Annotated in this window: 18 protein-coding genes and 1 tRNA gene; 10 read left to right on the top strand and 9 right to left on the bottom strand. The window is 74.9% G+C overall.

Annotation, left to right across the window (positions count from 1 at the left end; translation table 11 throughout):
* Window positions 1–98: 98 nt before the first annotated feature.
* From metG to HH311_RS22580, 7 genes are all read left to right on the top strand, one after another.
* The gene (gene metG, locus HH311_RS22610) at window positions 99–1,904 is read left to right on the top strand and encodes a methionine--tRNA ligase (protein ID WP_211190638.1); all 1,806 of its coding nucleotides are present in this window, start codon (window positions 99–101) and stop codon (window positions 1,902–1,904) included.
* The gene (locus HH311_RS22605; protein ID WP_169185943.1) at window positions 1,897–2,754 is read left to right on the top strand and encodes a TatD family hydrolase; all 858 of its coding nucleotides are present in this window, start codon (window positions 1,897–1,899) and stop codon (window positions 2,752–2,754) included. The genes metG and HH311_RS22605 overlap by 8 nt, the downstream gene beginning before the upstream one ends.
* A 318-nt stretch (window positions 2,755–3,072) precedes the next feature.
* Complete coding sequence (locus tag HH311_RS32815; protein ID WP_169185942.1) at window positions 3,073–4,620, top strand: resuscitation-promoting factor; 1,548 nt, start codon at window positions 3,073–3,075, stop codon at window positions 4,618–4,620.
* 44 nt (window positions 4,621–4,664) lie between these two features.
* Window positions 4,665–5,543: a 16S rRNA (adenine(1518)-N(6)/adenine(1519)-N(6))-dimethyltransferase RsmA gene (rsmA, locus tag HH311_RS22595; RefSeq protein WP_312030332.1), complete on the top strand. Its 879-nt coding sequence runs from the start codon at window positions 4,665–4,667 to the stop codon at window positions 5,541–5,543.
* 46 nt (window positions 5,544–5,589) lie between these two features.
* Window positions 5,590–6,663: a 4-(cytidine 5'-diphospho)-2-C-methyl-D-erythritol kinase gene (locus tag HH311_RS22590; protein WP_169185940.1), complete on the top strand. Its 1,074-nt coding sequence runs from the start codon at window positions 5,590–5,592 to the stop codon at window positions 6,661–6,663.
* Window positions 6,664–6,684: 21 nt separating this feature from the next.
* Window positions 6,685–8,538, top strand: coding sequence for an ABC-F family ATP-binding cassette domain-containing protein (locus tag HH311_RS22585; RefSeq protein WP_169185939.1), 1,854 nt, complete (start codon window positions 6,685–6,687; stop codon window positions 8,536–8,538).
* The gene (locus tag HH311_RS22580; RefSeq protein ID WP_169185938.1) at window positions 8,528–9,310 is read left to right on the top strand and encodes a hypothetical protein; all 783 of its coding nucleotides are present in this window, start codon (window positions 8,528–8,530) and stop codon (window positions 9,308–9,310) included. Before HH311_RS22585 ends, HH311_RS22580 begins: the two co-directional genes overlap by 11 nt.
* 128 nt (window positions 9,311–9,438) lie before the next feature.
* On the opposite strand, the gene pth is transcribed toward HH311_RS22580, so the two are convergent.
* From pth to HH311_RS22555, 5 genes are all read right to left on the bottom strand, one after another.
* Window positions 9,439–10,029, bottom strand: coding sequence for an aminoacyl-tRNA hydrolase (gene pth, locus HH311_RS22575; protein ID WP_169185937.1), 591 nt, complete (start codon window positions 10,027–10,029; stop codon window positions 9,439–9,441).
* A gap of 1 nt (window position 10,030) precedes the next feature.
* On the bottom strand, window positions 10,031–10,741 hold the full coding sequence (locus HH311_RS22570; protein WP_169185983.1) for a 50S ribosomal protein L25/general stress protein Ctc: 711 nt from the start codon (window positions 10,739–10,741) through the stop codon (window positions 10,031–10,033).
* Window positions 10,742–11,005: 264 nt separating this feature from the next.
* The gene (locus HH311_RS22565; RefSeq protein ID WP_312030331.1) at window positions 11,006–11,986 is read right to left on the bottom strand and encodes a ribose-phosphate diphosphokinase; all 981 of its coding nucleotides are present in this window, start codon (window positions 11,984–11,986) and stop codon (window positions 11,006–11,008) included.
* A 2-nt stretch (window positions 11,987–11,988) separates the two neighbouring features.
* Window positions 11,989–13,503: a bifunctional UDP-N-acetylglucosamine diphosphorylase/glucosamine-1-phosphate N-acetyltransferase GlmU gene (gene glmU, locus HH311_RS22560; protein WP_248292918.1), complete on the bottom strand. Its 1,515-nt coding sequence runs from the start codon at window positions 13,501–13,503 to the stop codon at window positions 11,989–11,991.
* A 98-nt stretch (window positions 13,504–13,601) separates the two neighbouring features.
* Entirely contained in the window at window positions 13,602–15,446 is a 1,845-nt protein-coding gene (locus tag HH311_RS22555) for a GGDEF domain-containing protein (protein ID WP_169185935.1), read from the bottom strand.
* Window positions 15,447–15,598: 152 nt separating this feature from the next.
* On the opposite strand from HH311_RS22555, the gene HH311_RS22550 reads away from it, so the two are divergent.
* The gene (locus HH311_RS22550; protein ID WP_169185934.1) at window positions 15,599–16,372 is read left to right on the top strand and encodes a phosphatase PAP2 family protein; all 774 of its coding nucleotides are present in this window, start codon (window positions 15,599–15,601) and stop codon (window positions 16,370–16,372) included.
* 56 nt (window positions 16,373–16,428) lie between these two features.
* Here HH311_RS22550 and HH311_RS22545 read toward each other — a convergent pair whose 3' ends face one another.
* The 4 genes from HH311_RS22545 to HH311_RS22530 all read right to left on the bottom strand — a co-directional run bounded on the left by HH311_RS22545 (window position 16,429) and on the right by HH311_RS22530 (window position 18,437).
* A complete protein-coding gene (locus tag HH311_RS22545; protein WP_169185933.1) occupies window positions 16,429–16,890 on the bottom strand; it encodes an ATP-binding protein in 462 nt (153 codons plus the stop codon).
* A gap of 490 nt (window positions 16,891–17,380) precedes the next feature.
* Window positions 17,381–17,860, bottom strand: coding sequence for a MarR family winged helix-turn-helix transcriptional regulator (locus HH311_RS22540; protein ID WP_169185932.1), 480 nt, complete (start codon window positions 17,858–17,860; stop codon window positions 17,381–17,383).
* A gap of 27 nt (window positions 17,861–17,887) precedes the next feature.
* Window positions 17,888–18,334, bottom strand: a complete 447-nt coding sequence (locus HH311_RS22535) for an NUDIX domain-containing protein (protein WP_312030330.1) — start codon at window positions 18,332–18,334, stop codon at window positions 17,888–17,890.
* A 32-nt stretch (window positions 18,335–18,366) separates the two neighbouring features.
* A tRNA-Gln gene (locus HH311_RS22530) sits at window positions 18,367–18,437 on the bottom strand.
* A 433-nt stretch (window positions 18,438–18,870) separates the two neighbouring features.
* Between HH311_RS22530 and HH311_RS22525 the strand changes: the two genes are divergently transcribed.
* Window positions 18,871–20,511, top strand: coding sequence for a sugar transferase (locus HH311_RS22525; protein ID WP_169185931.1), 1,641 nt, complete (start codon window positions 18,871–18,873; stop codon window positions 20,509–20,511).
* 31 nt (window positions 20,512–20,542) lie between these two features.
* A complete protein-coding gene (locus HH311_RS22520) occupies window positions 20,543–21,835 on the top strand; it encodes a class I SAM-dependent methyltransferase (protein WP_211190637.1) in 1,293 nt (430 codons plus the stop codon).
* Window positions 21,836–21,837 lie beyond the last annotated feature (2 nt).

The raw sequence follows: 21,837 nt of genomic DNA, 5'->3' as shown, positions 1-21,837 counted from the left end.
GCCGCTCTATCCGCACGAGGGTTCCCCTCGCGCCCGGCCGTGGCGAGGCGCACGAGCCCGTGCGGGAGCACCTCGACGTGACCGGGATGATGGACACCATGAGCGAGTCCGTGCTGACCGCCGTCGCGTGGCCCTACGCGAACGGCCCCCGGCACATCGGCCACGTGTCCGGCTTCGGTGTGCCCTCCGACGTCTTCTCCCGCTACCAGCGGATGGTCGGCAACCGGGTGCTCATGGTCTCGGGCACCGACGAGCACGGCACGCCCATCCAGGTCCAGGCCGACGCCGAGGGCACCACTCCCCGCGAGCTCGTCGACCGCTACTCCCGCGTGATCCAGGACGACCTGGTGGGCCTCGGGCTCTCCTACGACCTCTTCACCCGCACGAGCACCGACAACCACCACCGCGTCGTCCAGGACCTGTTCACGGCGCTGCACCGCAACGGGTACGTCTTCGGCGAGAAGACCCTCGGGGCGATCAGCCCGTCCACCGGCCGCACGCTGCCCGACCGCTACATCGAGGGCACGTGCCCGATCTGCGGCTACCCGAACGCGCGCGGCGACCAGTGCGACAACTGCGGGAACCAGCTCGACCCGGCCGACCTGGGCAACCCTCGCAGCCGCATCAACGGCGAGATCCCGGAGTTCCGCGAGACCGAGCACCTCATGCTCGACCTCCCGGCGTTCTCCCAGTCCCTCTCCGCCTGGCTCGACACCCGCACGAACTGGCGGCCGAACGTCCTGAACTTCAGCCGCAACCTGCTCGAGGACCTGCGCCCCCGGGCGATCACGCGGGACCTCGACTGGGGCGTCAAGGTCCCCCTCGACGGCTGGCGCGACGCGCCGATGAAGCGCTTCTACGTCTGGTTCGACGCGGTCGTCGGCTACCTGTCGGCCTCCGTCGAGTGGGCCGAGCGCTCCGGGCGGCCCGACGCCTGGAAGGAGTGGTGGTGCGACCCGCAGGCGAGCGCCTACTACTTCATGGGCAAGGACAACATCGTCTTCCACTCGCTCATCTGGCCCGCGATGCTGCTCGGCCAGAACGGGGCGGGCGACAAGGGCGGCGAGCCCGGCGTCTTCGGGACGCTGAACCTCCCGACGGAGGTCGTCTCCAGCGAGTTCCTGACGATGTCCGGGTCGAAGTTCTCGACGAGCCGCGGCACCGTCATCTACGTCGGGGACTTCCTGCGCGAGTTCGGTCCGGACGCGCTGCGGTACTTCATCGCGGTCGCCGGGCCCGAGAACCAGGACACCGACTTCACCTGGGACGAGTTCGTCCGCCGCACCAACTTCGAGCTGGCCAACGAGTGGGGCAACCTCGTCAACCGCTCGATCTCGCTGGCGGCCAAGAACGTCGGCGCGATCCCCGAGCCCACCCGGCCCGAGGCCGCCGACGCCGAGCTGCTCGCGCAGTCCCGGGCCGCGTTCTCCACCGTGGGCGCCCACCTGCAGCGCTCCCGGTTCAAGGCCGCCTCGGGCGAGGCGATGCGCGTGGTGGGCGCGGCCAACGCCTATCTCTCCCAGCAGGAGCCCTGGAAGCTGAAGGACGATGCTGAGAAGGTGGCGCGGCGCGACACGATCCTGCACACCGCGCTGCAGGTGGTGCAGGACGCCAACACGCTGCTGACGCCGTTCCTGCCCCACGCCGCGCAGAAGGTCCACGAGGCCCTCGGCGGCACCGGGGTCTGGGCGGCGCAGCCGGAGCGGCAGGACGCCGGGACGACGGGCCTGGGCACGACCCACAGCGTCCTCACCGGCGACTACGCGCACGAGCAGGCCCGCTGGGAGTCCACGCCGGTCCCGGTCGGGCGGCCGCTCGCGCGCCCCACGCCGCTGTTCGCGAAGCTCGACACCTCGCTGGGGGAGACGGGGCCGTCCTGGGCACCCATCCACCACGATGGGTAGCAAGCACGCCGTCCCGCCGCCGGTCCCGGAGCCGATCCCGGGGGGCGTGGTCGACAGCCACACCCACCTCGACGCCTGCGGGGCGACCGACCCGGACATCCTGGCCGCGGTCCTCGACCGCGCCACGACGGCCGGCGTCACGGCGATGGTGACGACGGCGGACGACCTCGTCTCCGCGCGCTGGGCGGCGGACACCGCCGGGAAGGACCCCCGGGTGTTCGCCGCCGTCGGGCTGCACCCCACCCGCAGTCGCGACCTCGACGACGCCGCGCGCGCCGAGATCGAGGCCCTGGCCGCCCGGCCCCGGGTCGTCGCGATCGGCGAGTCCGGCCTCGACGACTACTGGACCACCCGCCGGGACGACTGCGCGCCGCTGGACGTCCAGCGGGAGGCCTTCGCCTGGCACATCGACCTCGCCCGGCGCACCGGGCTGCCGCTGGTGGTCCACGACCGGGACGCCCACGACGCCATCGTCGACGTCCTGCGGGCCGAGGGGGCGCCCGGGACGGTGGTCTTCCACTGCTTCTCCGGCGGGCCCGACCTCGCCCGCGTCTGCGCCGACGAGGGCTGGCTGATGTCGTTCTCCGGGACGGCCACCTTCCGCAACGCGAACGCCGCCGAGCTACGGAGAGCGGCCGCGGAGGCCCCCGAGGACCTCGTGCTGACCGAGACCGACGCCCCGTTCCTGACACCGCACCCGTACCGCGGTCGGCCGAACGAGCCCTACTGCGTCCCCCACACGGTGCGAGATCTCGCGGAGCTCCGCGACCAACCGGTGGACGAGCTCGCCGCCGCCGCCACCCGGAACGCCCAGCGGACCTTCCGACTGGCCGAGCAGCCTCAACCGTGACCGAGCGTGACCCGAATGTGCGTCCGGTGAACGCGTTCGTCGTGGCGGGCCTGCCGCTCGGCGCACCACGTTCGTGTCGGCTTGATGGTCCTGACACCCGGGTCGTTACCGTGCTGTGACTCGCCGGGATGGGACCACCCCCGGCGTCCGGGACCGGATCGGACCTCCCCCAGGGGCCCGCCGGTCGCTCCCCCGGACGCGGTCCCTGCCCGGAGGTACGGACGATGTGGATTCCTTCGTGGCTCTGCTCTGCTCCCCAGCGGCACGCTCCCCGTTCCGCCGCTCCCTGACCGGCCTCGCGTGCGTGGCGGTCACCCGATGAGCGCCGACACCGAGCGCGGGACCACCGGCGCGACCACCACGGCCGACGCCGGCTGGTTCGACGACCTCGAGAACCGCTGGACCGACGACGGCTGGGACGGCCTCGACGCCAGCACCGCCGAGTGGCAGGCGCGCCGCCACGGCACCACCGTCGCCGACCTCCGCGAGAACCGGACTGGTCCGCTCCCCACCTGGGCCGATGACATCACCGGCCCGCTGCCGGTCGCGGGGCCGGGCTGGGCAGGTCCCGGCTCCGCGAACGGCGCCGGGGGGACGGGCACCGTCGACGCCGAGAGCGCCTACGCGCTCCCCGACCTCGACGACTGGAACGACCTCGAGCAGCGCACCGGGCTCGCCGGCGGTACGGACACCGCCCTCGCGCCCGAGGGCGCCCCGGCCCCGGCCGGGCTCGACCCGGAGACTTACCGCGAGCGCGACCTCACCGACACCGGCCGCTACTCGCTGGCCGTCAAGGGCGGCGTCGCCGCGGCGCTGATCGCGGTGGCTGCCGGGGGCAGCACCGCGGTCGCGATGGACAAGGAGGTCACGGTCACCGTCGACGGCGTCGACCAGACCGTGCACACCTTCTCCGGCACCGTCGAGGGCGCGCTCTCCTCCGGCGACATCGAGGTCGGCCCGAACGACCAGATGTCCCCGTCGCCGACTGCCGCGATCCACGACGGCGACCACCTCGTCGTGAACCACTCGCGGCAGGTCAACCTCATGGTCGACGGCAAGCCGCAGACCATCACGACGACGGCCAGCACCGTCGGGCAGGCCCTCGCGCAGATCGGCCTGCCGGCCGGGCTCGCGTCCTCGGTGCCGACCGGCTCGCTCATCCCCGCGGACGGGATGAACCTCTCGGTCCAGCTGCCGAAGACGGTGACGTTCATCGACGGTGCCGGCGCGCCGCAGACGCTGACGACGACCGCCACCTCGGTCCAGCAGTTCCTCTCCCAGCACGGTGTGGGGATGGGCGCGGCCGACACGATCGCTCCGCTCGGGCCCAACGGCCTCGTCAACGGCGCCACGATCTCGATCACCCGCAACGCGGTGACCCAGGTCAGCGAGACCTCGCCGATCGCGCCGCCGATGCAGACCGTCAGCGACCCGACGATGAACGCGGGCACGACGAAGGTGGTCCAGCCCGGCCAGGCCGGCGAGCAGGTGCAGAACTTCTCGGTGAGCACCAGCAACGGCAAGGAGGTCGGGCGCACCGCGCTCGGCCCGGCCACCGTCACCAAGGCCGCCGTCGGCGGGGTGATCCACAAGGGCACCAAGAAGGCCCAGCCGGCCATCGGCGACACCAGCAAGTGGGACGCCATCGCCAAGTGCGAGTCCGGCGGCGACTGGTCGATCAACACCGGCAACGGCTACTACGGCGGCATCCAGTTCGACAAGCAGACCTGGAACGCCTTCGGCGGCAGCCAGTACGCCCCGCGGCCGGACCTGGCCTCGAAGGCCGAGCAGATCGCGGTCGCGGAGAAGGTCCGCGACTCGCGCGGCGGCTACGGCGCCTGGCCGGTCTGCGGCTCGAAGGGCTGACGCACCCGCAGGAGCACACCACGGGCCCTGGGATCATGGACGACGTGATCCCGGGGCCCGTGCGTCTGTTCGGCGCCTCCGACGTCCGCGCCCTGGCCGACGAGCTCGGGGTGCGGCCGACGAAGAAGCTCGGCCAGAACTTCGTCCACGACGCCAACACCGTGCGCCGCATCGTGCGCCTCGCCGACGTCGAGCCCGGCGAGACGGTGCTCGAGGTCGGTCCCGGCCTCGGGTCGCTCACGCTGGCCCTGCTCGACGCGGTGGGTCCCGACGGGTCCGTGGTCGCCGTCGAGGTCGACCCCGTCCTCGCCGCGCGGCTGCCCGCGACGGCGGCCGAGCGGGCGCCCGGACGGGTCCTGCACGCCGTCACCGCCGACGCCCTGCGGCTCCGCCCGGCCGACCTGCCCGCGTCCCCGACGGGAACGGCTCCCTCGGCCCTCGTCGCCAACCTGCCCTACAACGTCGCCGTGCCCGTCGTGCTGCACCTGCTCGCCGAGCTGCCCGCGCTGCGCCGCGGGCTGGTGATGGTGCAGTCCGAGGTCGCCGACCGGTTGGCCGCCCGCCCGGGCGAGCGGGCCTACGGGGCGCCGAGCGCGAAGCTCGCGTGGTACGCCGAGGCCCGCCGGGCCGGCCCGGTGCCGCGCGGGGTGTTCTGGCCCGTGCCCGGCGTCGACTCCGCGCTGGTGGCCTTCACCCGCCGTCCCGACGGCGACCTCGGTGACGAGGCGGCCCGCCGTGCCACCTTCGCCGTCGTCGACGCCGCGTTCGCCCAGCGCCGCAAGTCGCTGCGGGGCGCCCTCGCGGGCTGGGCCGGCTCGCCCGCCCGGGCCGAGGAGCGGCTGCGGGCCGCGGGTGTCGACCCCGCACAGCGGGGCGAGCAGCTCGACATCGGGACCTTCGCGGCGATCGCCGCCACACCCTGACACCTCGCCGTCCGGGCACCACGGCGGTGGTCATTACCCTGGACGGGTGCTCTCCGCCGTCGGGCCCCCGGTGACCGTCCGCGTCCCGGCCAAGATCAACCTCCACCTCGCGGTGGGGGACACCCGCCCGGACGGCTACCACGACCTCGTGACCGTGTTCCAGGCCCTCAACCTGTTCGACGAGGTCTCCGTCGTCTCCGCCCACACCGCCCGCGCGAACGGCCCCCGGGACCGGCTCGCGACGATCGGCGCCGGCGCCCCCGGCGTGGAGCTGCTCGGCGACGTCACCGAGGCCGACCGGGCGGCCGTCCCGGTCGACGCCTCCAACCTGGCGTGGAAGGCCGCCGTCGCGCTCGCGGAGGCCGTGGGGCGGGAACCGGACGTCCGGATCGGGCTCCGCAAGGCGATCCCGGTGGCGGGCGGCATGGCCGGCGGCAGCGCCGACGCGGCCGGCACCCTGCTCGCGCTGGCCTCGCTCTGGCGGCTCGACCTCGGCCGCGAGGCGCTCATGGAGATCGCGGCGACGGTCGGCAGCGACGTGGCGTTCGCCCTGCACGGCGGGACGGCGCTCGGGACCGGCCGCGGCGAGAACCTCGTCCCGGTGCTCTCCCGGCACACGTTCCACTGGGTGATCGCGCTGCAGGACCACGGGCTCTCGACGCCGTCGGTGTTCGGCGAGCTCGACCGGCTCCGGGCCGCGGCCGGGGCGAACGGGAGCGGAACGGCCCCCGTCCGCCGCCTCGGCAGCGTCGAACCGGTCCTCGAGGCCGTCGCGTCCGGCGAGGCCCGCTCCCTCGCGCTGCTGCTGGGCAACGACCTGCAGGCCGCCGCGGTGAGCCTCGACCCCGGCCTGCGCCGCACCCTGCGCGCCGGGGTGGCCGCAGGCGCGCTCGCCGGGGTGGTGTCGGGCTCCGGCCCGACCTGCGTCTTCCTGTGCGGCGACGGGCCCGCCGCGGTGCGGGTGGCCGCGGAGCTCTCGGGGGCCGGGGTGTGCCGGACGGTGCGCGTCGCCCACGGTCCGGTGCCCGGTGCGCGGGTGATCGACGGCGACCCGGCCCGCCCGCCGCGCGGCCCCGGCGGTCCCCCGACCACCGACCCCGGCCCGAACATGTACGCCTGACCCCGTCGTCCCCGGAGAGCCGTGCCCAACCTCGTCAACCTCGAGAACGTCGCCATCTCCTTCGGCGGCCCGAGACCCGTGCTCGACGGGGTGTCGCTCGGCGTCGACGCCGGCGACCGCGTCGGCGTCGTCGGGCGCAACGGCGGGGGGAAGTCGACGCTGGTCTCGATCCTCGCGGGGCGGCTCGAGCCCGACGCCGGGCGCGTCAGCCCGGTGCGCGGGCTGCGGATGGCGTCGGTGACCCAGCAGTCGCAGCCGGTCGGCGCCACGGTCCGGGAGAGCGTCCTCGGATGGTCGGGAGACGAAGCGGAGCGGAGCTCGACCCCGAGATACGTCCCCGACCACGAGTGGGCCGCGGACCCGCGCTCCCGGGCGGTCGTCGAGGGGCTGCGCCCCGGCGGGGACCGCGGCCTGGACGCGTCGGTGGAGGGGCTCTCGGGCGGGGAGCGGCAGCGCATCGCGCTCGCCGCGGCCCTCGTGCAGGAGCTCGACCTGCTCGTGCTCGACGAGCCGACCAACCACCTCGACGTCGAGGGGGTCCGGTGGCTGGCCGAGCACCTGCTCGCCCGGCGGACCGCCCTCGTCGTCGTGACCCACGACCGGTGGTTCCTCGACACCGTCGCGTCCCGCACCTGGGAGGTCGTGGACGGGCACGTGGAGCAGTACGAGGGCGGCTACAACGACTGGATCTTCGCCCGGGCGGAGCGGGCGCGGCTCGCGGACGCCGCCGAGCAGCGTCGTCGCAACCTCGCCCGCAAGGAGCTGGCGTGGTTGCGGCGCGGGCCGCAGGCGCGGACGTCGAAGCCGCGCTACCGCGTGGAGGCGGCCGAGGCGCTGATCGCCGACGTGCCCGAGCCCCGCGACTCGGTCGAGCTGGTGACGATGGCCAAGCACCGGCTGGGACGCACCGTCGTCGAGCTCGAGGACGCGACGCTGACCGTGCCGTCGGACCCGCCCCGCACGATCGTCGACCGCCAGACCTGGCGCATCGGCCCCGGCGACCGGATCGGCATCGTCGGGATCAACGGGTCGGGGAAGACGACGCTGCTGCGGGCGGTGGCGGGGGAGCGGCCGCTCGACGACGGCCGGCGGGTGCAGGGCACGACGGTGCGGATGGCGCACCTCTCGCAGGACCTGTCCGACCTGCCGATGCACCGGCGCGTCCTCCAGGCCGTCGAGGACATCGCGGAGCGCGTGACGATCGGGCGCTACGAGCAGACCGCCTCCCAGCTCGCCGAGCGCTTCGGGTTCGCGCCGGCGCGGCAGTGGACGCCGGTGTCCGACCTCTCCGGCGGGGAGCGGCGCCGGCTGCAGCTCGTGCGCCTGCTCATGACCGAGCCCAACGTGCTGCTGCTCGACGAGCCCACCAACGACCTCGACGTCGACACCCTCCAGCAGCTCGAGGACCTGCTCGACGGCTGGCCGGGCACGCTGGTGCTGGTCAGTCACGACCGCTACCTCACCGAGCGGGTGTGCGACCGCGTGGTGGCCCTCTTCGGCGACGGGCGCATCACCGACCTGCCCGGCGGGATCGAGGAGTACCTGCGCCGCCGCGATGAGCAGGACGCCGTTCTGGGCGCCCGCCCCACCTCCGTGCGCGAGGGGACCCCTCAGGCGGCTAGAGCGACCGGATCCTCCCCTCGCCCGGTACCGGCGGGGCGCTCCGAGGGCGACAGGCGGGCGGCGCGGAAGGAGGCGCAGCGGATCGAGCGGCGCCTGGAACGGCTGGAGTCCCGGGAGTCCGAGCTGCACACGCTGCTCGCCGACGCCGCGACCGACCCCGGCCGCCTCCTGGCGCTCGACGCCGAGCTGCGGGCGCTGCTGACCGAGCGCGGCGAGCTCGAAGAGGCGTGGCTCGAGGCCAGTGTCGACTGAACCTTCGGGCACCGACGAGGCCGAGGCCGTGCTCACCGAGGCCGTCCGGTGGGCCCGGCGGCTCTTCGGCCGCGGGTTCCGGGCCGCCTACGCGATCGGCAGCCTCGCGCACGGGGGCTACGCGCCCGGGGTGAGCGACGTCGACCTGGCGCTGGTGGTGCGCGCGGCCGGGCCGTGGTCGCGGGCGCGGATGCGGGCGGTGCGCGTGCTGACGCGGTGGCGCCGCGGGCCCGGGCCGGCCGACCGGCTCTCGGTGTTCTGGGGCCGGTGGCGCGACGTGCGGGCCGGCGCGTCCGGCGGGGTGCGCCTGCCGGCGATCGACCGGCTGGACCTCCTCGAGCACGGCCGGCTGCTCGCGGGCACGGACCGCCGGGCCGGGGCGGTGCCGCCGTCGCACGAGGAGCTGGTGCTCGACGGGGCCCGCTTCGCGATCGGCTGGTACGACGACGCCCGGCTCGCGACGCTGCGCGACCCGGCGGCCCTCGCGTCCGCCGACGCCCGCACCGTCACCAAGAACGTCCTCTTCCCGGTGCGCTTCCTCGCGACGCTGCACACCGGGCGCGCGGGCGCCAACGCCGACGCGGTGCGGTGGTACGTCGAGGAGCACCGCGGCCCGGCGTCACCGCTGGTGGCCGCGGCGGCCCGGTGGCGCGACACGGGCGTCGGCCCGGAGGCCGCCGAGCTGCTCGCCGAGCACCTGCCGACGCTGCACCACGAGTGGGCGGCGGACCACCTGAGGTGGCTAGGTGCGCTTCGCGCATGTGAGCACTAATCCGTGCTATAGCACCGAAAAGTGCTCACAACAGAGCAGCCGCCAGTTGGCGGCGCCACCATGCCTCTCGAATGTGAGCACTTTTCGGTGCTATAGCACGGATTAGTGCTCACAAGGCCGGAGGCCACCTAGTGCACCCGGTTCTGCGCCGCCTCCAGGCCCTCGGTGAGCAGGGACTCGACGGCGTCGGCGGCGAGCTCGAGCGACACGTCCAGCTCCCGGCGCTCGGCCGAGGTCCACCGCTTGAGCACGTAGTCGGCGGGGTCCTGGCGCCCGGGCGGCCGGCCGATGCCGAACCGCACCCGCAGGTAGTCCTTGGTGCCGAGGGACTTCGAGATCGAGCGCAGGCCGTTGTGCCCGCCCTCCCCGCCGCAGCGCTTGAGCCGGACGACGCCGAACTCGAGGTCGAGGTCGTCGTGCACCACGACGAGGTCGTCGACCGGCACCGAGAAGAAGCGCAGCGCGTTCGCGACCGGGCCGCCGGAGAGGTTCATGTAGCCGCGCGGCTTGACCACGTACGCCTTGCGCCCGGCCAGGCGGCCCTCGGCGACGTCCGCGCCCGACTTGCGGTGCGCGGAGAACCGGGCGCCGACGCGTCCGGCGAGCACGTCGGCGACCGCGAACCCGACGTTGTGCCGGGTCCCCTCGTACTCGGCCCCCGGGTTGCCCAGCCCGGCGACCACGACGGGGCCGGTGCCGGGCGACCCGGGAGCCGACACGTCAGTCCTCCTTGCCGGGGGTCTCGCCCTCGGCGGCGGCCTCGGGGTCCTCGGGCGCGCCGCCCTCGGAGCCCTCGCCCCGCTCGGAGCCCTCGCCGTCCTCGGACTCCGGCGCGTCCTCCTCGACGCCGGCGCCCTCGGTGTCGATCTCCTCCTCGAGGGCCTCCTCGGTCGGCGCCTCGGTGACGTTGACGACCAGGAGCTCCGGGTCGGAGACGAGCTCGGCGCCGTCGGGCAGCCGGATGTCGCCCGCGAGGAACTGGGTGCCGATCTCGGCCCCGTCGATGACGACGCTGATCTCCTCGGGGATGTTCAGCGCGTCGGCCTCGATCGTCAGCGTGTCCTCGTTCTGGAAGACCAGCGTGCCGGACGCGGCCTCGCCGAGGGTGACGACCCGGACGTCGACCTGGACCTTCTCGCCGCGGCGGACGACCACGAGGTCGACGTGCTCGATGAAGCCCTTGATCGGGTCGCGCACCACACTCTTGGTGAGCGCGAGCTGCTGGGAGCCGACGCCGGTGACGGTGAGGACGGCGTTGCGGCCGTTCTCGCGCATCACGGCGGCGAACTCGACGGTGTCGAACGAGAGGTGCACCGGGTCGGTGCCGTGGCCGTAGAGGACGGCGGGGACGCGGCCCGCGCGCCGGGTGCGGCGCGCCGCACCCTTGCCGAACTCGGTGCGGGGCTCTGCGGTGATCTTGACGTCGGCCATGACGGTGGGGTTCTCCTGCGTGGTGCGGGTCGGCGAGGGCTCGGCCGGCACCCGGAGCGTGTCGCACCGCGATGCCCACCGCGTCGATCACGGCAACCGGTGCGAACGGCCGCCCTCGCCGAAGTGGATCGCCGCCGAGTCTACCGAGACACCCGTCCACGCCGGCGACGGGCCCGGCCCGACGCACGAACGGCCGGTTCATGACCATCGAAGGTCACGAACCGGCCGTTCGTGCGGACCAGGGGTGGCGGGCCGTCGAGAACCTCAGGCGTTGCCGTCGAACAGGTTGGTGACCGAGCCGTCCTCGAACACCTCGCGGACCGCGCGGGCGATCACCGGGGCGATCGAGAGCACCGTGAGCTGCGGGAACCGCTTCTCGTCGGGGATCGGCAAGGTGTTGGTGACGATGACCTCGCGGGCCCCGCACGTCGAGAGCCGCTCGACCGCGGGGCCGGAGAGCACGCCGTGCGTGGCGGCGATGACGACGTCGCTGGCACCGTCGGCGAGCAGCGCCTCGGTGGCCTTCGCGATGGTGCCGCCGGTGTCGATCATGTCGTCGACGAGGATGCAGCAGCGGCCCTCGACCTCGCCCACCACGCGGTTGGCGACGACCTCGTTCGGCTTGGTCTTGTCGCGGCTCTTGTGGATGAAGGCCAGCGGGACGCCGCCCATCATGTCGGCCCACTTCTCCGCGACGCGCACGCGGCCGGAGTCGGGGGCGACGACGGCGAGGTCCTCGCCGGCGTAGGCGTCGCGCAGGTGCTCGGCGAGGACCTTGTTGGCGAGCAGGTGGTCGACCGGGCCGTCGAAGAAGCCCTGGATCTGGTCGGTGTGCAGGTCGATCGTCATGATCCGGTGCGCGCCGGCCGTCTTGAGCAGGTCGGCCACCAGCCGCGCCGAGATCGGCTCGCGGCCGCGGTGCTTCTTGTCCTGCCGGGCGTACCCGTAGAACGGGACGACCGCGGTGATCCGCTTGGCCGACGCCCGCTTGAGGGCGTCGATCATGATGAGCTGCTCCATGAGCCACTGGTTGATCGGCGCGGTGTGGCTCTGGATGACGAAGGCGTCGGAGCCGCGGACCGACTCCTCGAACCGCACGAAGATCTCGCCGTTGGCGAAGTCGTAGGCCGCCTGCGGGGTGATCGTGACGTCGAGCTCCTTGGCGACCTCCTCGGCCAGCTCGGGGTGGGCCCGGCCGGAGAAGAGCATGAGGCTCTTCTTGGGGGTCGACGACACTGCGCTCACGGTCACTGCTCCTCCTGGTCGCGCCGGTCGGACGAGCGCGGCGCGTCGTCCCGTCCTGCGTCGGCTGAGCCCCCGTCGGGCGGGCCCGCCGCCCGGGCCGCGGCGTCGGCCGCCGCGGTGCCCGGTCGCTTGCGCGCCACCCAGCCCTCGATCGTCCGCTGCGGGCCCGAGGACACGGCGAGCGCACCAGGCGGTACGTCCTCGCGGACCACCGTGCCCGCTCCCGTGTAGGCCCCGTCCCCGATGGTGACCGGCGCCACGAACGTGTTGTCGCTGCCGGTGCGCACGTGGTCGCCGACGACGCTGCGGTGCTTGGTCACCCCGTCGTAGTTCACGAACACGCTGGAGGCACCGATGTTGCTGCTCTCGCCGATCGTGGCGTCGCCGACGTAGGTCAGGTGCGGCACTTTGCTGCCGGTCCCGATCCGCGAGTTCTTGACCTCGACGAACGTCCCGATCTTGCCGCGGGCCGCCAGCTCGACGCCGGGCCGCAGGTACGCGAAGGGGCCGACCGAGGTCTCGGGCCCGACGACGGAGTTGCTGCCGTGCGTGCGCACGACGCTCGCCCGGGCGCCGACGGCCACGTCGGTCAGCGTGCTGTCCGGCCCGACGGTGGCCGCCTCGGCCACGCTGGTCGTGCCGTGCAGCTGCGTGCCGGGCAGCAGCGTCACGTCGCGCTCCAGGCGCACCCCGACGTCGACCCACGTCGAGCGGGGGTCGACGACGGTGACGCCGGCCCGCATCCAGCGCTCGAGCACCCGGCGGTTGATCTCGGCGCCCATCGCGGCCAGCTGCACCCGGTCGTTCACCCCGGCGACGAGCCACGGGTCGGCGAGCTCGACGGCCCCGACGCGGAGGCCGTCGCGGTGCGCGGTGGCCACGACGTCGGTGAGGTAGAGCTCGCCCTGGGCGTTGTCGGTCCCCAGCCCGGCGAGGGCGGCGCGCAGGACCGCGAGGTCGAAGGCGTACACCCCCGAGTTGACCTCGGTGATCGCCAGCTGGTGCAGCGACGCGTCGGCCTGCTCGACGATGGCGGTGACGCCGCCCTCGTCGTCGCGCACGACGCGGCCGTAGCCGGTGGGGTCGTCCATCTCGGCGGTCAGCAGGGTGACGGCGTTCCCGGCGTCGTCGTGCTCGGCGACCAGCGCGCGCAGCGTCGGCGCGTCCAGCAGCGGGACGTCGCCGTAGGAGACGAGCACGGTGCCGGTGGCGTCCGTCGGCAGCCCGTCGACCCCGCACGCGACCGCGTGGCCGGTCCCGCGCCGGCGGTCCTGCACGGCGGTGCGGACCGCGCGGCCCAGCTCGGCGCCGACCTGCTGGCAGTGGGTGCCGACCTCCTCGCGCCCGTGCCCGACGACGACGACGAGGTGGGCCGGGTCGGTCCCGGCGGCGGCGTGGAGCGCGTGCCCGAGCAGGCTGCGGCCGCCGACCGGGTGGAGGACCTTGGGCGTGGCCGACCGCATGCGGGTGCCCTCTCCCGCGGCGAGGACGACGACCGCGGTGGGGGTCGACGGCATCGGCTCTTCTCGCTCCCGGGGTTCGACGTCGGACGCACAGTGCACCGCGAGTGTCCCACCCGCGGCGGCCCGGCGGTGCGCGGGGTTTGACCGCCAGGTCACCCGCCGACGGCGAGGCCCTCCGCCGGGGTGTCGGTCCCCGCGTCGAGGACGACGGCCCCGCCCCCGGACCGCTTGGCCTCGTACATCGCGCGGTCCGCCCGGGCGAGCAGCGTCCCCGGGGTGACCCCGGAGTGCTCGGTGCCGGCCACCCCGATCGAGAGCGACACGCACGAGCCGTCCCCGACCGGCACGCCCGCCACCGCGAGCGCGGCCCGCTCGAGGGCGGCGCGCGCGGCGATCTCGGAGCTGCCGGGCAGCACCACGACGAACTCGTCGCCGCCGTACCGGGCGACGACGTCGTCGGCGCGCAGGCAGCGGCGCAGCGTGTCGGCGACCTGGCGCAGCACGTGGTCGCCGTGGGCGTGCGACATCCGGTCGTTGATCGTCTTGAAGCGGTCGACGTCGACCATGGCGATCGCGAGCGCCGTCCCGCCGCGGCCCGCGAGCGTCGTGAGGTGGTCGGCGAGCACGTCGTCGAGCGCGCGCCGGTTCGGCAGCCCGGTCAGCGGGTCGGTCCGCGCCTGGGCGGTGGCCTCGCCGTGCTCGCGGCGCAGCTGCTCGTGCGCCAGGCGCGTGGTCAGCGAGAGCACCCGGGCCCGCTGCAGGGTCCACAGCTCGTGCTCGAGGTCGCTCGTGTAGTCGCGCAGCGCCCGCCGGGCCGCCAGTCCCGCGGTGCCCCGGCGGTCGGCGATCACGTGGGCGAGCTCGCGGCTCACCGCCAGCAGCAGGTTCGGCTCACCGCGAGGCCGTCGGGCGCGGACGCGGTCGAGCAGCGCGGCCGCCTCGTCGCCGCGGTCGGCGAGGGCGAGGGCGCGCGCCCGGGCGAGGCGCCCGAGCAGGTGGTCGGCCAGCGTCGGGCACACCCGCTCGTCGGGCCCCAGGGCCTCCGCGTCCCCGCGCGCGAGCGACGCGACCTCCTCGGGGGCCCGGACGCGGCCGTGGCCGTCGGGGGTGCCCGCCGGCCGCCGGGCGAGCGAAACGGCCGCGCGCAGCAGCAGCCGGTGGTCCGGCGGGAGCAGCGCCGGCTCGGCGTGCAGCGAGCCGGCCCGCCGGGCGGCGTCGTCGAGGTGGGGCAGGCCGTCGCGCCGGGCGCGCTGCAGGCGCAGGCCCCAGGAGACGAGCACCCGCACGTGCTCGTGGTCGCAGCGGGCGGCCGCGAGGACGTCGCCGTCGTCCTCGGCGATCACGCGGGCGCGGGTGAGCAGCGGCTGGGCGACCTCGTTGAGCCCCAGCGAGGTGAGCGTGGCCGCCACGAGCCGGTAGGTGTCCTGCAGGTTGCCGCGGTGCTCGCGCTGGGTCGGGGCGTCGTCGACGACGGACTGCTCGTCGAGCTGCGTGAGCGCCCGGGTCGCGGCGGCGAGGGCGGACTCCTCGTCGTCGGCGAGCAGCGCCCGCCGGGCCAGCAGGGCCTCGGCGTCGACCGCGAAGAGCGTCAGCCCGTGCTCGGCGACGAGCCCGACGAGCTCGTCGAGGAGCCGCTCGGCCCCGTCCGTGGCGGCCGTGGGCTCGACGCCGTCCGGGGTGCACCCGGCACCCCGGACGGCCAGGTGCGCGGCGGCGGCCTCGCGGAGGAGCACCGCGCGGGTGGCGGGGTCGGACGTCGCGCGCGTGCGCGCCACGAGGTCGCCCAGCGCGGTGAGGTCGGCGGCCGGCCCGGCGGCGCCCGCGAGCGGTACCCGCGTCGCACGGGCGGCGGCGGCGCGCGCCAGCGCGAGGACGGTCTCGCGCGGCGCCCCTTCGGGGCGGGTCAGCGCCGCGCCCGTCATCAGCCCGTGTCCGGCGGAACGGGCGGACACCCCGTCCCGCCCGGCGTCGTCGTCACGCTGCTCCGGTCGTCCCACCCCTCACCCCCTCACGGCCCCGCCCGGGCGACCCGTGTGCACACTGTCGGTCACCGGCAGCGCCGAGGTCGTTGCTGGGCGTCACGGGGATTCTGCACATGCGGATGCGGGCGGCCCCCTCGGGGTCGGGTCGCGGGTCGGGAGGTACGCCGGTGGGAGCAGTCGAGGACACGCGCGGCCGAGGAGCCGACCCGCTCGTCCCGCGGCCGCGACGCCGCCTCGTCCTCCCGGTCGTCCTGACCGGCGCGGCGCTGGTCGTCCTGCTCGCCGTGCGGTACGCGGGGACCGCTCACACCGGGCGTCTCGACGGCACCCTCGCCGCCCTCGTGCCGATGCACCACGGTCCCGTCGCGGTCCTCGGCGAGGCGTTCTCCGACCTGGGGGACCCGGTGCCCGTGGCGGTGCTGATGGCGGCGCTCGCCGCGGCGGGGTGGTGGTGGCGCCGCGGCCGCGGGCTCGCCGTGGCGCTCGTGGCGCCCGGCGCCGCGATGATCACCACCTCACTGGTGCTCAAGCCGATCGTCGCGCGCACCCGGGGCCACGAGCTGGCCTTCCCGAGCGGCCACACCACCGCGGTCGCCTCGCTCGCGGCGACGGCCGCGATCCTCGTGCTCACGACGCCCGCCGTCGCCGTGCGGCTGCGGCGGGCGGTCGCCGCGGCCCTCGGCCTGCTCGTCGTGGTGGTGGGGGTGTGCCTGGTCGGCCGCGGCTACCACTACCCGACCGACGTGCTCGGCGCCCTCGGCGTCGTCGCCGCCGTGGTGCCCCCGACGGCCCTGGTGGTCGACGCGTTCGCGGAGCTGGGCGACGAGGAGGGCGCGGTCGGGGACGGCGCGGTCGGGGACGTCGTCGCGACGGGTCCGTCGGAGCCCGCCGGCGACGTCCTCGCGGAGGCACCGACCCAGCGGTTCCGCGCCGCGTCCTGACCCCGGGAGGTCCTGACCCCGGGGAGGTCCTGACCCGGGGCCGGGTCGCGCCCGCGTCAGGCCTGGGCGCTGCGGCGGTCGTTCACGGGCAGCGGGCGGCGCATGGTCACCGTCGTGCCCGTGCGTCCGTGGTCCACCTCGACCTCGGTGAGGCTCTCCATCAGGGTGAGGCCGCGTCCGCGGGAGGTCGGGCCGGTCGTCGGCTCGCGCCATCGGCCGTCGTCGGCGACCACGATCGTGACCACGTCGTCGACGAGGTCGGCACGCAGCGTCATCGTCCCGGGGTTCGTCGCGTCGGCGAACGCGTGGTCGACCACGTTCTCCAGGGCCTCGCTGGTCGCGAGCACGAGGTCGTCGGCGAGGTCCTCGAGTTCGTCGTCCAGGTCCGGTGCCTCGCCCGTCGCCGTCTGCCGCGCCTCCAGGGCGTCGCCCAGCCACCGCCGCAGCGAGCGGCGGAAGGCCCCCACGCGGGGAGGAGCGGCCTCGGCGACGAGGTCGAGCGCAGCGTGAGGACTCACGGACACCCGCTCCCGGACACGACGACGAGATGACCTCGCCATGTTCCCCTGCCCCGGGGGAGGCAAACCCGTCGGGGCTGGTTCAGTCGGCGGAGCCGGCTCCTCGCGACGTCGCAGCAGGACCAGTCGTCGGTATTCGCTGCTCCACCGGCAGGTAACCGGTGCTGTCGTCCAGGGGAGTGCGGACGTCGTACCGGCATTCGTCGTGCACCACCGCCGGCCCCCACACCCACAGCCGCGGCGCCTCGCGCGGCGCCAGCCCGACGATCCGGACCGTCCCGTCGGCGTCCGGCGCCACCGGCCGCCCGCACACCGCGCACGACGCCGCCGCGGCGCGGGCGGCGGGAGGGCGCCGACACCTCGGTGGGGTCATCGGCGGTGGCTCCCGGCGCGAGGTGGGGACGGCCCGGTCCGGAGGATCGGGTGTCGTGCCCGATCAGATTGCTCTCAATCGGACTGCCGGGCAAGTCCTCGGCGGCGTCGGGATGCCTCAGAGCCGGCCCTCGCCGAGCGCGGTCGCGGTGCGCAGCCGCTCGGCGAGCCCGGCGAGCTGGTCGCGCAGCGCGGTGATCTCGGGGCCGTCCATCCCGGTGGCGAGCTCGACGTCCCGCTGCACGCCCCGCGCCCGCTCCCGCAGCGCCCGACCCTGCTCGGTACAGGCGATCTCGAGGGTCCGCTCGTCCTCGGGGCGGCGTCGGCGGGTGACCCGGCCCTGCTTCTCCAGGCGCTTGAGCAGCGGCGAGAGGGTCCCGGAGTCGAGGTGGAGCTGCTCGCAGAGCGACCCCATGGACACGGCGTCCTGCTGCCAGAGGACGAGCATCACGGCGTACTGGCTGTAGGTGAGCCCCAGCTCCTCGAGCCCCTGCCGGTAACAGGCCGTCATGGCCCGGGACGCCGAGTGCAGCGCGAAGCACAGCTGCCCGTCGATCGTGAAGGGCTGGCTGCTCGGGGTCACCTCAGCCGCGGTCATCCCCCCAGCGTAAACGGGATGGCGCGGTCATGGGGCGGACTCACCGTGCGCCTCCGGACGACCACGCAGCGTCGTCGCGGGCGGCACGAACCCGGCCGTCTCGAGGTGACCGAGCAGCCCCGTCGTCAGCGGCAGCGCGACGAGCTCGTCGGGGGTGAACCAGCCGGCGTCCGCGGCGTCGTCCCCGGCACGCAGATGACCGCCGACGGGCTCCGCGACGAAGTCGTGGATCTCGAACACCGAGGCCGCGCCGGCGGGGCGTTCGAGCACCAGCCACTCGCGGCCGACCACCACCTCGAGCCCGGTCTCCTCGGCGACCTCGCGGACCACCGCCTCCGCCGGGGACTCCCCGGCCTCGACCCGGCCCCCCGGCAGCGTCCAGCGCCCCGCCTCGGGGTCGTGGCCGCGCTGCACGAGCAGCAGCCGCCCCGCGGCGTCCCGGACGACCGCCCCGGCCGCGAGCACCCTGGCCACCGACCGACCTCTCCCCCCGGGCCGCCGGCGAGCTCCGCCGCCAGGATTCGAACCTGGATCATCGGAACCAAAATCCGAGGTGTTGCCCTTACACCACGGCGGATCGCGGGTGGTCCCGCTGCCGACCATGGTGACATGACGCCCGCCCGGCGCCCCGACCTGCACGAACCCCCGGCGGCGGGCCGGCGCCCCCGGGACGGCCCGTGACCGTGTGACGGCGACCTCGTTGGACGTCGTCGGGATGTGCGGCGGATGCGCGTGTGGCGGGGCCGTGCTGCGTGTCACCCGTGACCGGCACGCAACCTGCCCGCGACGCACGCGTCCAACGTGGTGGAGAAGCCGATCCGCCGCCGGGCGGACGCCGTACGAGGGGAGGTGGCAGTGGTCGACCGAGCTGCGACCGGGCCCGCGGAGATCCCTCCGCGGCACGTGAGCCGTCCCGGACCACTGCCGCGTACGGGCGACGAGCGACGTCGGGCGTCCGGGACGCGGCCCCAGGGCCACGTCGCCGGAGCGCTCAGAACAGGGGCGAACGCGTGAGCGGCACCGAGCTCGAGGGCAGGACCGACCCGGGCGACACCGGCGAGATCCCGGCGCACGGCGGGCCGGCCCCGTCGCGCGCCTCGGTACCGCCCGCGACGCCGGGCACCCCGGCCGGGCGCGCCCCGGAGGCCGACGCGGCCCCGTTCGTCGACCCGGACCCCACCGCGCCGGGCTTCATCCGGATCTGGGACGACGAGGGCCCGGGCCAGCCCGGCAGCGTCGCCGTCGCGACGAGCTGGCAGTCCAAGTTCGCGCTCGCCGTCGCCGCGTCCGACCTGCTCGTCCTCGCGGTCTGCGCCCTGCTGGGCGCGCTCATCGGCTTCGGGGCCGGCAGCGGCGACGACGGGACCAACCCCTGGGGCCTCGCCCTCGTCTGCATGCTGCTGGTGCCGATCGCCATCGGCGCCGCCCGCGCCTGGGACCCGCGCGTGCTCGGCCAGGGCTCCGAGGAGTGGAGCCGGCTGATGCGCGCGTACGTCAGCGCGGCGATCGTGCTCGCCCTCGCCGGCCTCGTGCTCGAGCGCACCGGCGTGCGGCCGTGGGTGTTCGGCATCCTGCCCGTGGCCGGGCTGCTGTCGATGGCCGGCCGCTACACGCTGCGCCGCTGGCTGCACCAGGCCCGCAAGCGCGGCCGGGGTCTGCTGCCGGTCCTCGCGATCGGCACCGAGGAGTCCGTGCGCGACCTCATCGAGCGCACCCGCCGCGTCCCGCACATCGGCTGGGTCGTCACCGGCGCCTGCACCCCGACCGGCCTCGGCGAGGACGGTCAGGGCCACGTGGCCGGCGTGCCGGTGCTCGGCGACCTCGACTCGCTGCCCTCCAGCGTGCGCAGCGGCCGCTTCGGCGTCGTCGCCGTGGCGCCCACCCCGGGCTGGAGCCCGAAGCGCCTGCACCGCCTGGCCTGGGACCTCGAGGGCACCGGCTCCGAGCTCGTCGTCGACCCCGGCCTCATGGAGGTCGCGGGGCCCCGCCTGCACGTCGCCCCGGTCGACGGGCTGCCGCTGCTGCGCCTCACCGAGCCGCGCCTGTCCGGCGTCCCGCGCATCGGGAAGCTGCTCTTCGACCGCGTCGCCTCGGCGACGCTCGTGCTCTGCCTCGCGCCGGTGTTCCTGCTGGTCGCGCTGTTCGTCAAGCTCGACGGCGGCCCGGTGTTCTACCGGCAGACCCGCGTCGGGCAGCGCGGCCGGACCTTCGAGATGGTCAAGTTCCGCTCGATGGTGCCGAACGCCGACCGGCTGCGCGACGGTCTGGTCGCGACCGGCAACGACGGGTCCGGCCCGCTGTTCAAGCTGCGCCGCGACCCCCGGGTGACCCGCATCGGCTCGCTGCTGCGCCGCTACTCTCTGGACGAGCTCCCGCAGCTGTTCAACGTCGTCGGGGGCTCGATGTCGCTGGTCGGGCCCCGCCCGCCGCTGCCCGGAGAGGTCGACGCCTACTCCGACGCCGCCAAGCGCAAGTTCCTGGTGCGGCCGGGCATGACGGGTCTGTGGCAGGTCAGCGGCCGCTCGGATCTGTCGTGGGAGGAGTCGGTCCGGTTGGACCTGCGCTACGTGGAGAACTGGTCGCCCGCCATGGACCTGGTCATCCTGTGGAAGACGGTGTCGGCCGTCTTCCGCGGCGACGGGGCCTACTGATGGGGGCGAGCGAAGCGACGGGAGGCTGCTGATGGCCGGAGCGCCCCCGCTGACCTGCCGGCTCTGCGGGTCGGTCGAGCTCGAGAGCTTCGTCGACCTCGGGGCCACGCCACCCTGCGAGCTCTTCCTCACCGCCGACGCCCTCGAGGCCCCGGAGCCGACGTTCCCGCTGCACCCACGGGTCTGCCGGAACTGCCTGCTGGTGCAGCTGCCGCCGCTGATCGACCCCGACGAGACGTTCACCGAGTACGCCTACTTCTCGTCGTTCTCGACCTCGTGGGTGGAGCACGCGCGCCGGTTCGTCACCGCAGCGACGAAGCGCGCCGGGCTGACGGCGGACTCGCTCGTCGTCGAGGCCGCCAGCAACGACGGCTACCTCCTCCAGCACGTGGTCGCCGACGGCATGCGCGCGCTCGGGGTCGAGCCCAGCGTCAACGTCGGCGACGCCGCCCGCGCCAAGGGCGTCCCGACCGTCACCGCGTTCCTCTCCGAGGAGACCGGGGCGGCGGTGCGCGCCGAGCACGGGCCGGCCGACCTCGTCGTCGCGAACAACGTCTACGCGCACATCCCCGACGTCGTCGGCTTCACCCGGGGCCTGCGCGCCATGGTCGCCGACGACGGCTGGGTGTCGATCGAGGTGCAGCACCTGCTCACGCTGGTGCAGCTGGGCCAGTTCGACACGATCTACCACGAGCACTTCCAGTACTACACGGTCGGCACGGCGATCCGGGCCCTCGCCACCGGCGGGCTGGACCTCGTCGACGTCGAGCTGGTGCCCACCCACGGCGGCTCGATCCGGCTGTGGGCGCGGCCGAGCGGGCTGCACGAGCCCGCGTCGCCCGCCGTCGCCGACGTGCTGGCCCGCGAGGCCGCCGCCGGGCTGGACACCGTCGAGGGCCACGCCGGGTTCGCCCGCGACGTCTCGCGCATCCGCAACGACCTCGTGCGCTTCCTCATCGACGCGGCCGACCGCGGCGAGACCGTCGTCGGGTACGGCGCGCCGGGCAAGGGCAACACGCTGCTGAACTACTGCGGCATCCGGCCCGACCTGCTCGCGTACACGGTGGACCGCAACCCCTACAAGCACGGCCGCTACACCCCGGGGACGCGGATCCCGATCCACCCGCCGGAGCGCATCGACGCCGACCGGCCGGACCACGTGCTCGTGCTGCCGTGGAACCTGCGCGACGAGATCACCGCCCAGCTCGCCCCGGTGGCCGCGTGGGGCGGGCGGCTCGTCTTCCCGATCCCGACCCTCGAGATCGTCGACCCCGCGACGGGGACGGTCGTCGGGGGCTCGCCCGCGGCGACGGCCGCGCGGTGACC

Origin of the sequence: Actinomycetospora sp. TBRC 11914 (assembly GCF_012933465.1) — a bacterium.
Taxonomy (GTDB): Bacteria; Actinomycetota; Actinomycetes; order Mycobacteriales; family Pseudonocardiaceae; genus Actinomycetospora.
This window is presented reverse-complemented; position numbering and strand designations above follow the sequence as displayed.

Coding starts and splice junctions, on each gene's coding strand:
- HH311_RS22540 (WP_169185932.1), bottom strand. CDS start 17,860: ATGACCGCGGCTGAGGTGACCCCGAGCAGCCAGCCCTTCACGATCGAC.
- HH311_RS22520 (WP_211190637.1), top strand. CDS start 20,543: ATGGCCGGAGCGCCCCCGCTGACCTGCCGGCTCTGCGGGTCGGTCGAG.
- HH311_RS22570 (WP_169185983.1), bottom strand. CDS start 10,741: ATGGCCGACGTCAAGATCACCGCAGAGCCCCGCACCGAGTTCGGCAAG.
- glmU (WP_248292918.1), bottom strand. CDS start 13,503: ATGCCGTCGACCCCCACCGCGGTCGTCGTCCTCGCCGCGGGAGAGGGC.
- HH311_RS22605 (WP_169185943.1), top strand. CDS start 1,897: ATGGGTAGCAAGCACGCCGTCCCGCCGCCGGTCCCGGAGCCGATCCCG.
- metG (WP_211190638.1), top strand. CDS start 99: ATGAGCGAGTCCGTGCTGACCGCCGTCGCGTGGCCCTACGCGAACGGC.
- HH311_RS32815 (WP_169185942.1), top strand. CDS start 3,073: ATGAGCGCCGACACCGAGCGCGGGACCACCGGCGCGACCACCACGGCC.